The following is a 14,312-nucleotide window of genomic DNA, read 5'->3' on the forward strand; positions in this document are numbered from 1 at the left end:
AGTTTCCAAGGATGTTTGCCCATCATGTCAATAATAATGGGGTAAACCGCAATGAGAGGAAAAAGTCGTGCTTGAAGCCTACCGTAAACACGTCGCAGAGCGTGCTGCAGAAGGAGTTGTTCCTAGACCCCTAAATGCTGAACAAGTCGCAGGACTTGTTGAACTGTTGAAAAATCCCCCTCAAGGTGAAGAAGCGTTCATGCTTGATCTCCTTGAAAATCGAATTCCTCCCGGTGTGGATGAGGCCGCTTATGTTAAAGCGGGCTTTTTAACCGCCATCACTAAAGGTGAGGTCTCTTCACCGTTAGTGAGCCGCGCAAAAGCTGCGCAACTACTCGGAACTATGCAAGGTGGTTATAACATCGAGCCGCTAGTCTCATTGCTTGATGATGCTGAGCTGGCACCGATTGCGGCTGATGCACTATCGCGTACTCTACTGATGTTTGATGCGTTCTATGACGTTGAAGAGAAAGCAAAAGCGGGTAATGCACATGCACAAAAAGTGTTGCAATCATGGGCAGACGCGGAATGGTTCCTTTCAAAACCGGCGCTTCAAGAGAAGATCACGCTAACCGTATTTAAAGTTACTGGTGAAACCAATACTGATGATTTGTCACCAGCGCCAGATGCATGGTCACGGCCAGATATTCCAGTGCACGCACTGGCTATGTTGAAAAATGAACGTGAAGGCATTCAACCTGATAAAGCAGGCAGCATTGGCCCTATCACTCAAATCGAAGCTCTAAAAGAGAAAGGCCATCAGCTAGTCTATGTGGGTGATGTGGTCGGTACAGGCTCGTCTCGTAAATCCGCGACTAACTCTGTTTTGTGGTTTATGGGTGACGACATCCCATTTGTGCCCAATAAACGCGCGGGTGGCTACGTGCTCGGCGGTAAAATTGCACCTATCTTCTTCAACACCATGGAAGATGCCGGCGCGTTGCCGATTGAAGTTGACGTTACCAAACTCAACATGGGTGATGTGATTGATGTTTACCCATTTGAAGGCAAAGTGTGTAACCACGACACTGGCGAAGTGCTTGCCACGTTCAAGCTTAAAACCGACGTATTGATTGATGAAGTGCGCGCTGGCGGCCGTATTCCACTGATCGTTGGTCGTGGTTTAACGGATAAAGCACGCGAAGCACTAGGCTTAGAAGCGTCAACAGTATTTCGTCGCCCAGTTGCAGTGGCTGATACAGGTAAAGGTTATACACTGGCTCAGAAAATGGTCGGTAAAGCATGCGGCGTGACGGGTGTTCGCCCGGGGACTTACTGCGAACCTAAAATGACCACGGTTGGATCGCAAGATACCACTGGCCCGATGACACGTGATGAATTGAAAGATTTGGCGTGTCTTGGTTTCTCTGCTGATTTAGTCATGCAATCTTTCTGTCATACCTCGGCTTATCCAAAGCCTGTCGATGTGAATACCCACCATACCTTGCCTGATTTCATCATGAACCGTGGTGGTGTTTCACTGCGTCCGGGTGATGGCGTTATTCACTCATGGCTAAACCGTATGTTGTTACCTGATACCGTCGGTACTGGTGGTGACTCGCATACACGCTTCCCGCTTGGCATTTCATTCCCAGCCGGTTCTGGTTTGGTTGCTTTTGCGGCCGCAACGGGTGTGATGCCACTGGATATGCCAGAATCTGTCTTGGTGCGTTTCAAAGGTGAAATGCAGCCGGGCATCACGCTGCGCGATCTAGTGCACGCGATCCCTTATTACGGGATTAAGCAAGGCCTGCTTACAGTGGCGAAAGCGGGGAAAATTAACGAATTCTCTGGCCGTGTGCTAGAAATCGAAGGGGTTGAGCACTTAACGGTTGAGCAAGCGTTTGAACTTTCTGATGCCTCGGCAGAACGTAGTGCTGCAGGTTGTACGGTTAAATTGTCACAAGCCTCAATTGAAGAGTACCTCAACTCTAACATCACTATGTTGAAGTGGATGATCGCCGAAGGTTATGGTGACCGCCGTACTATTGAGCGTCGTATTACGGCGATGGAAGCGTGGCTAGCCAATCCTGAGTTGATGCAAGCGGATAGTGATGCAGAATACGCACATGTGATTGAGATTGATCTTGCTGAGATTAAAGAGCCGATTTTATGTGCGCCAAATGACCCAGACGATGCGCGCTTACTTTCTGATGTACAAGGTACGCCTATTGATGAAGTCTTCATCGGTTCTTGTATGACCAACATTGGTCACTTCCGCGCGGCAGGTAAATTGCTTGAGAAGTTCAATGGTCAGTTAGATACGCGTTTGTGGGTTGCGCCACCGACTAAGATGGACAAAGATCAGCTTATCGAAGAGGGCTATTACGGCATCTTTGGTCGCGCTGGGGTACGCATTGAAACTCCAGGATGTTCGTTATGCATGGGTAACCAAGCGCGTGTTGCTGATAAAGCGACCGTCATGTCGACGTCGACTCGTAACTTCCCGAACCGTTTAGGGACTGGCGCGAATGTTTACCTTGCTTCGGCAGAGCTGTCGGCCGTGGGCGCCATTTTAGGCCGCATTCCGACACTGGAAGAGTATCTAGAGTACGCGAAGCAGATCAACGCAACTGCAGCTGACACCTATCGCTACCTCAACTTCCATCGTATGGCGCAATACACTAAAAAAGCAGACAGTGTGATTGTCCAGCAAGCGGTGTAAGAGCTATCCAAGCTAACCTCCTAATAAAAAAGCCACCGATTCGGTGGCTTTTTACCATTCTAGCTTCTCACTCAATGCTGAAATAGCATTAGATTAAGTTCGATTGGTGGCTGCAATGCTCCGCCAACAATGACTTGCCCCATAATTCATAACGTTGTTCTTTCAATGGAGTTAAAATGAGCGTGAACGTCATATGGTATTCAGCGAAATAGTTATTGCCGGTAAGACAAGCTAAAAACACACGCGACATTACGCGCGGTCATTTCTACATTTTGCGCCGCTTCGGCAAGGGCTGTAGGCAAGTCGACCGAGCGTGGAACGACACTGAATACCGCATCAATGCCATGTGGGTGAACAACGGCGCAGTCTGCTGACAAGCAGCCTGCAATGCCGATCACTGGCACGGAAAAAAGTTTGGCAGTGCGCGCAACACCGATTGGCGTTTTACCGTGAATGGTTTGGCTATCAATGCGTCCTTCCCCAGTGATGACTAAATCGGCATCCTTTACCACATCGCTAAGGTTCACGGCATCCATCACAATTTCAATGCCCGGACGAAGGCTCGCTCCTAGTAGACCAACCAGCGCCGCACCTAAACCGCCTGCCGCGCCAGCACCCGGCATCTCTTTAACATCACGACCTAATTGCGTTTTGATGATGTTTGCATAATGCGCAAGGTTGGCATCAAGTTGCGCGACCATCTCGGGTGTTGCTCCTTTTTGTGGGCCAAAGACGTGCGAAGCGCCTTGTACGCCGCACAGTGGATTATCGACATCGCAGGCGACCTCCAGTTTGATGCGGGCTAAACGTGGGTCCAGTAGTGTGAGATCAATCGAGGCCAGTTTTGACAATTCACCGCCACCAAAGCCTAATGGATTGCCATCTGAATCAAGCAGTTGAATGCCGAGGGCTTGCGCCATGCCGAGGCCACCATCGTTGGTTGCACTGCCACCAATGCCGATGATGATGTGTTCAACACCTTGATCGAGCACGGTTTTAATCAGCTCACCAGTACCGTAGCTTGTGGTGTTCATTGGGTTGCGTTGCTCTGGCGGCACCAGGTGTAAGCCCGATGCGGCCGCCATCTCAATGATCGCTGTTTTACCATCACCCATTAAGCCATAAAAAGCCTCGACTTGTTCACCTAGCGGCGCCGTCACCGTTGTGGTAACAATCGATCCATTAGTGGCATCAACCAGTGATTGGACCGTCCCTTCGCCGCCATCAGCCATCGGTAACTTAATGTAGTGCGCATCGGGCAACACTTGTTTGAATCCATTCTCTATCGCGGTGGCGACTTCCATTGCCGTTAGGCTCTCTTTATAAGAATCTGGAGCAATAACAATTTTCATTTTTTAACACCTTAACTGCGTTAAACAAACAGACCAAATACGCCAAAAATCATCACAGAAATGAAGGCAATCACTAAACCTACTGCCGATTCATAAGGAATTAAGGTGAGACGCTCACGAATGTCCATATGTACCGCTCCGCCCGTGGCGTGGAAGAAACTACCGTGTGGCATATGATCAAGTACGGTCGCACCTGAATGGATCATGGCAGCCCCTGCCAGTGCGGGTACGCCTAGTTCGAGTATAGTGGAGCTAAAGACGCTGGAGGCAACGGCTGTACCTGCGGTGGTTGAAGCGGTTGCCAGTGACATCATTGCACCTGAGATCGGTGCAAGCAGGTAAGAAGGTAACCCAGAAGCGGTCAGTACTTCGATTAAACCGCCTTTAAGACCTGAATTGGCGATGATGCCGGCTAAAGTACCAGTACCAAGCAGCATAACCGCAACCGGAGCCATGCGTGTTAAACCTGAAACCGCGAAGTGGTTAGTGTCTGCAAATCGTCCCATCACGACCGCACCGACTAATCCGCCTAATGGGAGTGCAATTAAAGGATCCACATTGATGCCAGCGATAGGGCGTAGTGCGAGTAACACAATCGCCACTAATGGTGCGATGATCGCTGAGCTAAAGCGGGGTAGCCTAGAATGATCCACCGCAACGACTTCACTGGCAGAGACTTTACTTCCTTTATTGACTAAACGTTTGGCAATCAAGTAAGCCACAATAAGCCCGCAGATCCCAGGAATAATACCCGCCGCCATTACAGAAGTAAGTGGCACGTTAAACGCGTCGGCTGCGGCAATCGCATTAGGGTTAGGTGACATTACGTTACCCGCTTTACCGCCGCCAATCATCGCTAGCAGAATGGCCGCCTTGGAGAGATCGGCACGGCGAGCGATCGCCAGAGCGATAGGAGATACGGTGATTACTGCCACGTCGACAAACACGCCGACCGCAGTCAAAATTAAGGTTGCTAAGGCCAAGGCAAATAAAGCGCGAGTTTCTCCAACCTTTTTCACTATGGTTTCTGCAATGGAAGTGGCAGCGCCTGATTCAATCAATACACCAGCCAAAATACCTGCTGCAAGAATGCGTAGTACTGCGGTCACAATGCCTTGTGCGCCACCAATCATCAGAGCAACGGTGTCGGTCAGCGATACACCGCCGATCACGCCACCGACCAACGCGCCGATGATCATGCCATAGGCGGGTGGTACTTTTTTTAGAATGAGCGTGATAGCCACGACTAATGCGGCCAGAGCTCCGAGAGTTGAAACTTCAATCATCTTCTATATCCATATTTTTTATCAGTGATTGGCTGCAATATAGGGAGCAAAAATAAAAGAGTCTTCAGTCTATTGCACAGATTACTGGCTTTGACGCGACTGATTAATTGTGCAAATGCACAATTTTATGTTTTTATTTGAAGCAAGATAAAGCCAAATAAAGGTGAGTAATGTCATTTAACTGATTGAATTTTAAAGCGGTTACTTGCTCAATTTTTTCAAGCCTATAGCGCAAGGTATTACGGTGAATATGCAGTGCTTGGCAAGTTTGATGGACATCGCAGTTTTGCTCAAAATAATGGCGGAGGGTTTTAATTAATATTCCCTTAGTGTCATACCGTTCCAGCAGGGTATAGGGTTGGCGTAACTGCTCGCGGCTCCATGGCTCATGCTGTACGCTATTGAGCAGTACAGGTAACTTATCATCTTGATAAAAGAAGACGTCTCCCTGTTTATGGTGGGAGGCTTGCATCGTCAACTTGGCGGTTTGATAAGATTGAGCCAGCCCTGAGAGCGTTGGAAAATAATCACCTAGTGCAATTTTGATGGTGAATTTGCCCTCTTTTTTCACTCGCTTCAACAGTTGATTGACTCGTTTCGTTTCGGCCTCTTGTGACCAACCTTTTTCGGTGAGTGAGATGGGTTTTAAAACCACCACTTCGTTGTGAGAAACTGAAATGATCCCCACCAAATTGTCCCGTTCAGGGTATTCCAGCAGATGCACTAACTGCTGTAAGTGTTCTAGCGATAAGGCGGTATCGTTATCTGGGATCAATTTGACCACGGCAGCGATACGCGGCTGGGAAAGGTCGAGCCCTAATCGCTCGGCGATTGAATTGAGCTGTGTTTCGTTGAGAGTGGCACCTTGAATTAGTTGTAATAGCAGCTCTTCACGGTGGCGCTTATTCCACTGTACTTGTGCCATCAGTGCGGCTTGTTCAACGATAAGCTCCGCCGTCATTTTGACCAGCTCGCCATAACGGTGAACCTCCGTTGGGTTACCGGAAATTCCAACCACGCCGATCACTCGTTGTTGATAAATGATGGGGAAATTGATGCCGGGTTTAACGCCTTTTAGGTAACTGGCGGTGGCATGATCAATTTCAACCACTCGATTTTCATTGATGGCTAAAATCGCCCCTTCGTGTTTCTGGTGCAAACGAGTGGGATCACCTGAGCCAATAATGCGTCCCTTTTCATCCATTACGTTGACTGAATAAGTGATGATCTTCATCGCTCTTTCTACAATCTGGCGTGCGGTGGTTTCTGTGATCTGCATAATCTCAAGTGGTTTCGTTAGCCATAATCACCGATAATAACAAAGTTATCCGTATCCCCAAGCACCAATATCGAGAACCCGATGGACTACGAATTTAAAAAAAATACCCTAGATGGCAGCTATTACTGCTCTTTTTCGATGGGGCACGAAATTATTGGCCGTTGGCTACAAGAGGAGATCAGCAACGATCTTCCCAAAATAGATCAAGTTATTGCGCTAATGGCAGCATCGAAACGTGCATTTAATCAAGAGCAGACGCTTGAGGGGCAGGAAATCAGCGTGATGATTCTTGCCGATGAGGTCACGGTTCAGGCCAATGTTTTGACGCATGGTGAAGCGCTTGATAGTGACAGTGAGTTTGATTTTTACGATTGTGAAAGCACCGCAATCTGCGGCATTGATGATTTTGCTTTGATGATCAAGCAGTGGTGCGAATTTGTACGTTACTCACCTGCGGACTTCACTTAGCGCTGCACAAAACTGGTGAAGATTAACCACTTCGCTTTATTTGTGGGAAAGGGTTGCACCTTATTTGTGCAACCCTTTTCTTTTTGGCATAAGAAATGGTTGCAAATCTTTTAAAATCATTAAGTTAAAAAGTTGGCACGCGGCTTGGATTGTATTGATCGTAAACGGACTACTGCTTGTGAGAGGATGCAATGAAACTGATCAACGCGATAATTAAACCATTTAAGTTAGACGATGTGCGTGAAGCTTTGGCCGATGTCGGCATCGAAGGGATGACGGTTTCCGAAGTGAAAGGCTTTGGTCGCCAAAAAGGGCACACCGAGCTCTACCGAGGCGCGGAATATCAAGTCGATTTTCTGCCTAAAGTGAAATTAGAAATAGCGACACAAGCTGAAAATGTCGATCGCGTGATAGAGGCGATCATCAAAGCGGCGCACACCGGAAAAATTGGTGACGGAAAAATTTTTGTGTATGACCTCAGCCAAGCTGTGCGTATTCGTACTGGCGAAATGGACAGTGAAGCACTGTAAAGATTCAAAGGATTGGAGATAACCATTATGGAATTAGCAGCAACGGTAACAGAGCTACGTTACGCACTCGATACGTTTTTTTTCTTGATTTCGGGTGCGTTGGTGATGTGGATGGCGGCTGGCTTTGCCATGCTAGAGGCAGGTTTAGTTCGTTCTAAAAACACCACTGAAATTTTAACCAAAAACTTTTGTTTGTACGCGATTGCCTGTACCACGTATTTAGTGGTTGGTTACAACATTATGTATGTTGATAACGCAGAAGCAGGCTGGCTGCCTTCATTCGGCTCCTTGATAGGTAGCCAAGCAGAAGGCGCGGATCACTCCCTTGAATCAGACTTTTTCTTCCAAGTGGTGTTTGTGGCAACCGCGATGTCGGTGGTTTCTGGCGCTGTCGCTGAGCGAATGAAATTGTGGTCGTTCCTTATTTTTTCCGGCATTTTGACCGCATTCATTTACCCAATGGAAGGCTATTGGACTTGGGGCGGTGGCTTTCTTTCAGCTGCCGGTTTCAGTGATTTTGCCGGCTCTGGTATTGTTCACTTAGCGGGTGCATCGGCGGCGCTAGCTGGGGTCATCTTGTTGGGAGCACGTAAAGGTAAATACGGTAAAAATGGTGAAATTTACCCTATTCCGGGCTCCAACATGCCACTTGCGACTTTGGGTACATTTATCCTGTGGTTTGGCTGGTTTGGTTTTAACGGTGGTTCACAACTAATGCTGTCTGATTTTGAAAACGCAACAGCGGTTGGTCAGATTTTCCTCAACACCAATGCCGCTGCAGCAGCGGGTTCTATTGCGGCTCTATTAGTGTGTAAAACCACTTGGGGTAAAGCGGATTTAACCATGGTACTCAACGGTGCGTTGGCCGGGTTAGTGGCTATTACCGCTGATCCTCTCTCTCCATCACCACTGTATGCGGTAGCGATTGGTGCTGTAGCGGGTGTGTTAGTGGTGTTTAGCATTATTGCCCTTGATAAAGTGAAAATTGACGATCCTGTGGGCGCAATTTCAGTACATGGCGTATGTGGTTTGTTCGGTTTAATGGTTGTGCCAATCAGCAATACTGATGCGAGCTTTGGCGCTCAACTACTTGGAGCCGCAGTGATTTTCGCTTGGGTATTTGGTGCAAGCCTTGTGGTTTGGGGCATCCTGAAGGCAACGATAGGCATTCGAGTTTCGGAAGAAGAAGAATTAGAAGGGATGGATATGCACGACTGTGGGGTGGGGGCCTACCCAGAATTCGTGACAATAAAGTAATATTTCCTTACAGATAACCTACCTAAAAACCTGCCGATTAAGGCAGGTTTTTTTATTGATTGAATTGTTTTTCAATCCATCATCAATATAATAACGAAACTGATAAACATTATCATTACCAATTTTAAAGGGAACTAGAAATGAAGAAACTGCTTACTCTGTCTGCGATGGCATGTAGTGTGATGGCTCCGAGCGCGATGGCGGCAGAAGAGGTCAACGTTTACTCATACCGCCAACCATTTTTGATTGAGCCGATGTTTAAAGAGTTCACTCAACAAACCGGTATCAAAGTGAATGTTAAGTTTGCGAAAGAAGGGATTGCTGAGAAATTGGTACAAGAGGGTGAGTACAGCCCTGCTGACGTGATTTTAACCTCAGAATTTAGCCGTCTTTTTGAGTTATCTGAAAAAGGTTTAGTCCAAGCGGTGGATAACAAAACCATTGAAACTAACATTCCTGCCCAGTATCGCGATAGCGCAGATGAGTGGTTTGCACTAACAATACGCACCCGTAGCGTCTACTCATCACGCGATCGCGTAGGCAAGCTGGGTGATGACTTCAACTACGCTGACCTCGCGAAGCCTGAATTTAAAGGCAAAATCTGTACTCGTAGTGGTAAGCACCCTTACAACGTGGCGCTGGTTGCATCCATGATTGCAGAGCAAGGCGAAGCGAGCACAAAAGTTTGGCTTGAAGGTGTCAAAGCAAATTTAGCACGTAAGCCTCAAGGTAATGATCGTGACCAAGTTAAAGCGATTAAAGAAGGTTTGTGTGATGTCTCATTGGGTAATAGCTATTATTTAGGGAAAATGTTAGCTGATGAGAAGCAAAAATCATGGGCTGAAGCCGTCTACATCAACTTCCCAGGTCAGAATGCGCAAGGCACGCATGTTAACGTGAGTGGTATGGCGATGGCGAAGTACGCGCCTAACAAAGAAAACGCAGTTAAGCTGATGGAGTTTTTGACCAGCGATAAAGCACAGCACATGTACGCTGACGTCAACTTTGAATACCCAGTAAAAGCAGGTGTTGAGCGTTCTGCACTAGTCGCTTCATGGGGTGATTTTAAAGCGGATCCACTGCCGCTCGAAAAAATTGCCGACAATCATGCCGCGGCAATTAAGCTGCTTGATGAAGTGAAATTTGACCTTTAATCGGTTCTAGGGGTATAACAGTGCCCCTATTCTATTGAAGGGGCATGAGATGTATTTGCAAACGCATTTATGTGTCAGTAAGCCTTATTGTAATTAGGCAATGAAAGAAAAAAATACATTATGGAAAACCAGTAGTGCCAGTGTCACTGTGCTACTGGTTTTGCCGATCTTAGCCATCTTTATTACCGCTGCGGGACAAAGTGATGAGGTTTTTTCTCATCTCATGTCAACCGTGATGCCCACCTATACCTTTAATACCGTCGTATTAACGTTCAGTGTGATGGGGCTTTCTTTGCTATTTGGCATTCCCAGTGCTTGGTTAATGGCGATGTGTAAGCTGCCTACCGAACGCATTTTACAATGGGCTTTGGTGTTACCACTTGCGATGCCCGGCTATATTATCGGTTACATCTTTACCGGTTGGTTTGACTACGCAGGCCCAGTGCAAGTGTTACTTAGAGATATTACGGGTTGGGGCGCAGGTGATTACTGGTTTCCCGACATTCGCAGTTTGGGCGGGGCAAGCATTGTGCTTGCGCTGGTGCTTTATCCATATGTTTACCTACTGTGCCGTGCAGCATTCATGGAACAAAACGTCTCCTTATTGCAATCCGCTCGTCTATTAAAATGCTCTCCGTGGCAGAGTTTTCGTCTGATTTCACTACCGCTTGCACGGCCCGCGATGGCGGTTGGCCTCTCCTTAGTGGCGATGGAAACGGTGGGAGATTTTGGTACGGTGAGTTACTTTGCCGTTAATACCCTAACGACTGCGGTGTATGACACTTGGCTCGGTTATTCTAATTTGAATGCGGCAGCGAAAATATCCGCCATCATGTTGGTGATTGTATTATTACTGCTGAGCGCAGAGCGCTATAGTCGTCGTAAACAGAAATTATTTCAAAGCCAATTTAACAGCCATGAAGATTTTCGCTATCAGTTGCAAGGTTGGAAAAAATGGGCCGCTTTGTGTTGGTGTTGGGGGCTAGTTGCGCTCGCGTTTCTGCTGCCTTTATTGCAGTTGGTCTCATTCGCTTATCACTATTTTGCGAAAAGTTGGACTTCGGAGTTCCAAGACTTTGCGATCAATAGCTTAACGGTTTCGTTGACGGCCGCGCTGGTGGCGGTGTTGATTGCTTTGGTCGTGAATTTTTGCCATCGGTTGAACGCCAACGGGGTGACTTTAGCCTTTATGCGCTTGTCTTCTATGGGGTATGCGGTTCCCGGAACCGTGTTAGCGATTGGTGTGATGGTTCCGGTGCTGTTTATGGATCATTGGGTCAATGATGTTGCTAAAGCGATGCAGTGGGGGCGACCGGGTCTTATCTTTTCTGGTTCGATGTTTGCTATTATTTTTGCTTTAGTGGTGCGTTTTTCGGCCGTGGCGATTGGTAGCATAGAAAGTAGTCTTAATAAAGTCTCACCTTCTTTGGATATGGCGGCTCGAACTATAGGTTATCGATCGAACGCTATGCTGTGGCGAGTTCATCTGCCATTGATCCGCCGTGGTACGCTTATCGCTGGGTTGTTGGTGTTTATTGAGTCAATGAAAGAGCTGAATGCCGCTTTGTTATTGCGTCCGTTCAATTTCGAAACCTTGGCGACCTATGTTTATAACTACGCATCGGATGAACAATTAGAAGTGGCTGCTTTGCCTGCGATACTCTTGGTCGCGGTTGGTTTAATTCCGCTTATCGTCGTTAACCGTTCACTGGAGCAAAATCACTGATGAGTTGTGCGCTGTCTATCCATGATTTGACTTGCAAATATGAAAACCAAACGGTTTTACAATCACTGTCGCTGGAAGTCAAACAGGGAGAAATCGTCTGTTTATTAGGAGCAAGTGGTTGTGGGAAAACGACCTTATTGAAAGCTATTGCGGGTTTGCTGCCGCTTAGCTCTGGGGTGATGAGCCTTAATTGTGTAACGATTGATGATGGTCAACATTGGTTGCCACCGGAAGCGCGAAACATAGGGATGATTTTCCAAGATTATGCGCTATTTCCTCACTTAACTGTTGCGGAAAATATCGCGTTTGGATTGCGTCAACTCTCTCAAACCGAGTGTAAAGCGAAAGTCGGAGAGATGTTGGCATTAGTGCACTTAGCGGGGCTGGGGGATCGTTATCCTCATCAACTATCGGGTGGACAGCAGCAGCGAGTGGCGATTGCTCGCTCCTTGGCGTATAAACCGGATCTACTGCTGCTTGATGAGCCGTTTTCCAATATCGATACCCAAGTTCGCCATGAGTTGATCGGTGAAATTCGCAACATTTTTAAAAAGCAGGGTGTGACGGCTATTTTTGTGACCCATAGCCGCGAAGAAGCTTTTGCTTTTGCTGATAAAATGGCGGTAATGAACCACGGTGTGATTGAGCAATATGGCACCGCATCAGAGCTGTACTACCAACCGTCGAGTAAATTTGTGGCCGATTTCTTAGGTGGTGGAAGTTATTTAAGCGCCAAACGAATTTCAGAATGGCAATTTGAGACCGATTTAGGTGTGGTTGACGCCAAAGCTCAGCAACCCATTGAGCTTGAAGCCAAATGCGAATTACTACTGCGGCCACAACACATTCAAATTAGTGCGCAGCAAGAGAGCAAAGTCCGCGTGTTAGAGCAGCAATTTATGGGCGATCACTGCCGTTATGTGATTGATGCGTATGGCAGTAAGTTGCTGGCGAGTTCTTCACAGCCGTTGAGCGTTGGGCAAAATGTTGCAGTCAGCATTGATACGCAAGGTGTGTTGGCTTTTTAAAAAAAGCCCGGCATGACGCCGGGCAAGTGTTCTTCATCGATATACCTACAACCTCTTCATACTGTGCGGGTATAGCGACTCAAATTTGAGTCGAAGTGGGTAAAAGCTATAACGATAGAAAATCTTTCACCTGTTGAAGAACACGCTCTGCAGTGTCTTTATCCGCCATTTCGGCAAAAATGCGTAGCAATGGTTCAGTGCCAGAGAAACGAGCAATAACCCAGCCGCCGTTTTTAAAGTAGACTTTGGCTCCGTCTTCGTAACTGACTTTCTCAATCTCATACTCAAATTGAGGCAACTGTTTCTCAACGTAGATTTTGTTATACAACGACTCTTTTTGTGCGGCTTTAAATTTGCAGTCACCTTCTGCGGTGTAGGCGTAACCGTATTTCGCGTAAATTTCCCCCAGTAATTCGGAGAGTTTTTTACCTGTCACGCTGATCATTTCAACTAACAAACTCGATGCAAAAACCCCATCTTTACCTTTGATGTGTCCACGAATGGTTAAACCGCCGGAGCTTTCACCACCAATTAGTGAATCATCCGCTTCCATTTGTGAGCTGATGTGCTTAAAGCCAACCGGGACTTCAAAACTTTTCTCATCGTGGTCAGCGGCAATTTTATCCAGCAGGTGGGTGGTGGCGATGTTACGCACCACGGATCCTTTCCAACCCTTATATTCAAGCAGGTAGTAGTAAAGCAGGATCAGTACTTCATTAGGATGGATGAAGTTGCCTTTCTCATCAATAATACCAAGTCGGTCTGCATCGCCGTCGGTACCTATCCCAATATCGTAACCTTCTGCGGCCACTAAATGTTTGAGACGATAAAGCGTCGCTGCATTAGGGGAAGGCATTAAACCGCCAAAATCGGGGTTTTTGCCATCATTGATCACATCCACATCGCAGCGGCCATTGATCAGAACCGTCTGCAATGCATTTTTTGCGACGCCAAACATAGGGTCAATCAACACACGCAGGTTGGCTTTTTTGATCGCTTCAATATCGATAAAGTTGATGATTGAATCGACAAACTCATTCATTGGATTGATGATGACAATCGATTTATCTTGCAGCGCTTGTTCAAATTCGACATGTTTTACATCGGCAAGCGTCAGTGACGCGATTTGTTGTTCAATCTTTTGTGTGATCACCTCATCAGCGTCTCGTCCACCTTCAATGAACACTTTGATGCCGTTGTAGTCCGCAGGGTTGTGGGATGCCGTAATACACGCCGAATAGGCGCAATTCATCTCTTTAGCCTTGAACATCACAATAGGGGTAGGAACAAACTTATCGATAAAACTTACCACCACGCCATTCGCGGCTAAGACTTGCGCAAACCAACGTGCGGCTTTGTCAGAAAGAAAGCGGCGGTCGTAGCCGATAACGAACCCGTTGTTAGCCACATTTTCGTGGTTAATGATGTTGGCAAGTGATTGAGCCACTAGACAGACGTTGTCTTTGGTAAACTCTTCACCAATAAAGGCGCGCCAGCCACCTGTACCAAATTTGATCATAATAAAATCCTTGTGGGACGAATGTTGAGCCTCAGCTCCTTCGCGCTG

At 47.1% G+C, this 14,312-nt stretch carries 11 protein-coding genes; 7 read left to right on the top strand and 4 right to left on the bottom strand.

What is annotated here, in order from left to right:
* The first annotated feature begins 67 nt into the window (after positions 1 to 67).
* Complete coding sequence (acnB, locus tag AACT42_RS22225; protein ID WP_013857657.1) at positions 68 to 2,665, top strand: bifunctional aconitate hydratase 2/2-methylisocitrate dehydratase; 2,598 nt, start codon at positions 68 to 70, stop codon at positions 2,663 to 2,665.
* 212 nt (positions 2,666 to 2,877) lie between these two features.
* Here acnB and AACT42_RS22230 read toward each other — a convergent pair whose 3' ends face one another.
* The 3 genes from AACT42_RS22230 to AACT42_RS22240 all read right to left on the bottom strand — a co-directional run bounded on the left by AACT42_RS22230 (position 2,878) and on the right by AACT42_RS22240 (position 6,582).
* Positions 2,878 to 4,017, bottom strand: a complete 1,140-nt coding sequence (locus AACT42_RS22230; protein ID WP_094133032.1) for a glycerate kinase — start codon at positions 4,015 to 4,017, stop codon at positions 2,878 to 2,880.
* Positions 4,018 to 4,037: 20 nt separating this feature from the next.
* Complete coding sequence (locus AACT42_RS22235) at positions 4,038 to 5,303, bottom strand: GntP family permease (RefSeq protein WP_013857655.1); 1,266 nt, start codon at positions 5,301 to 5,303, stop codon at positions 4,038 to 4,040.
* A 133-nt stretch (positions 5,304 to 5,436) separates the two neighbouring features.
* A complete protein-coding gene (locus AACT42_RS22240; RefSeq protein WP_017048371.1) occupies positions 5,437 to 6,582 on the bottom strand; it encodes a sugar diacid recognition domain-containing protein in 1,146 nt (381 codons plus the stop codon).
* An 81-nt stretch (positions 6,583 to 6,663) separates the two neighbouring features.
* On the opposite strand from AACT42_RS22240, the gene AACT42_RS22245 reads away from it, so the two are divergent.
* The 6 genes from AACT42_RS22245 (at position 6,664) to AACT42_RS22270 (ending at position 12,745) form a co-directional block, all read left to right on the top strand.
* Complete coding sequence (locus AACT42_RS22245; protein ID WP_017043017.1) at positions 6,664 to 7,050, top strand: YacL family protein; 387 nt, start codon at positions 6,664 to 6,666, stop codon at positions 7,048 to 7,050.
* A 191-nt stretch (positions 7,051 to 7,241) separates the two neighbouring features.
* Complete coding sequence (locus AACT42_RS22250; RefSeq protein WP_010317537.1) at positions 7,242 to 7,580, top strand: P-II family nitrogen regulator; 339 nt, start codon at positions 7,242 to 7,244, stop codon at positions 7,578 to 7,580.
* A gap of 27 nt (positions 7,581 to 7,607) precedes the next feature.
* Positions 7,608 to 8,837 carry an ammonium transporter gene (locus AACT42_RS22255; RefSeq protein ID WP_094133030.1) on the top strand — a complete coding sequence of 410 codons (1,230 nt, stop codon included), beginning with the start codon at positions 7,608 to 7,610 and terminating at the stop codon, positions 8,835 to 8,837.
* 140 nt (positions 8,838 to 8,977) lie between these two features.
* On the top strand, positions 8,978 to 9,991 hold the full coding sequence (locus tag AACT42_RS22260; RefSeq protein WP_013857651.1) for a Fe(3+) ABC transporter substrate-binding protein: 1,014 nt from the start codon (positions 8,978 to 8,980) through the stop codon (positions 9,989 to 9,991).
* Positions 9,992 to 10,091: 100 nt separating this feature from the next.
* A complete protein-coding gene (locus AACT42_RS22265; RefSeq protein WP_094133028.1) occupies positions 10,092 to 11,717 on the top strand; it encodes an ABC transporter permease in 1,626 nt (541 codons plus the stop codon).
* Positions 11,717 to 12,745, top strand: a complete 1,029-nt coding sequence (locus AACT42_RS22270) for an ABC transporter ATP-binding protein (protein WP_047690073.1) — start codon at positions 11,717 to 11,719, stop codon at positions 12,743 to 12,745. Before AACT42_RS22265 ends, AACT42_RS22270 begins: the two co-directional genes overlap by 1 nt.
* Positions 12,746 to 12,851: 106 nt before the next feature.
* Here the strand turns inward: AACT42_RS22270 and AACT42_RS22275 are convergent, their stop codons facing one another.
* Entirely contained in the window at positions 12,852 to 14,264 is a 1,413-nt protein-coding gene (locus tag AACT42_RS22275; protein ID WP_013857648.1) for a phosphoglucomutase/phosphomannomutase family protein, read from the bottom strand.
* Positions 14,265 to 14,312: the final 48 nt, after the last annotated feature.

Source organism: Vibrio sp. V15_P4S5T153 (assembly GCF_963874485.1).
Taxonomy (GTDB): domain Bacteria; phylum Pseudomonadota; class Gammaproteobacteria; order Enterobacterales; family Vibrionaceae; genus Vibrio; species Vibrio anguillarum.

Excerpts from the sequence above, each read along its gene's own strand:
- AACT42_RS22230 (WP_094133032.1), bottom strand. The coding sequence starts at position 4,017 with ATGAAAATTGTTATTGCTCCAGATTCTTATAAAGAGAGCCTAACGGCA.
- AACT42_RS22235 (WP_013857655.1), bottom strand. The coding sequence starts at position 5,303 with ATGATTGAAGTTTCAACTCTCGGAGCTCTGGCCGCATTAGTCGTGGCT.
- AACT42_RS22240 (WP_017048371.1), bottom strand. The coding sequence starts at position 6,582 with ATGCAGATCACAGAAACCACCGCACGCCAGATTGTAGAAAGAGCGATG.
- AACT42_RS22245 (WP_017043017.1), top strand. The coding sequence starts at position 6,664 with ATGGACTACGAATTTAAAAAAAATACCCTAGATGGCAGCTATTACTGC.
- AACT42_RS22250 (WP_010317537.1), top strand. The coding sequence starts at position 7,242 with ATGAAACTGATCAACGCGATAATTAAACCATTTAAGTTAGACGATGTG.
- AACT42_RS22255 (WP_094133030.1), top strand. The coding sequence starts at position 7,608 with ATGGAATTAGCAGCAACGGTAACAGAGCTACGTTACGCACTCGATACG.
- AACT42_RS22260 (WP_013857651.1), top strand. The coding sequence starts at position 8,978 with ATGAAGAAACTGCTTACTCTGTCTGCGATGGCATGTAGTGTGATGGCT.
- AACT42_RS22265 (WP_094133028.1), top strand. The coding sequence starts at position 10,092 with ATGAAAGAAAAAAATACATTATGGAAAACCAGTAGTGCCAGTGTCACT.
- AACT42_RS22270 (WP_047690073.1), top strand. The coding sequence starts at position 11,717 with ATGAGTTGTGCGCTGTCTATCCATGATTTGACTTGCAAATATGAAAAC.
- AACT42_RS22275 (WP_013857648.1), bottom strand. The coding sequence starts at position 14,264 with ATGATCAAATTTGGTACAGGTGGCTGGCGCGCCTTTATTGGTGAAGAG.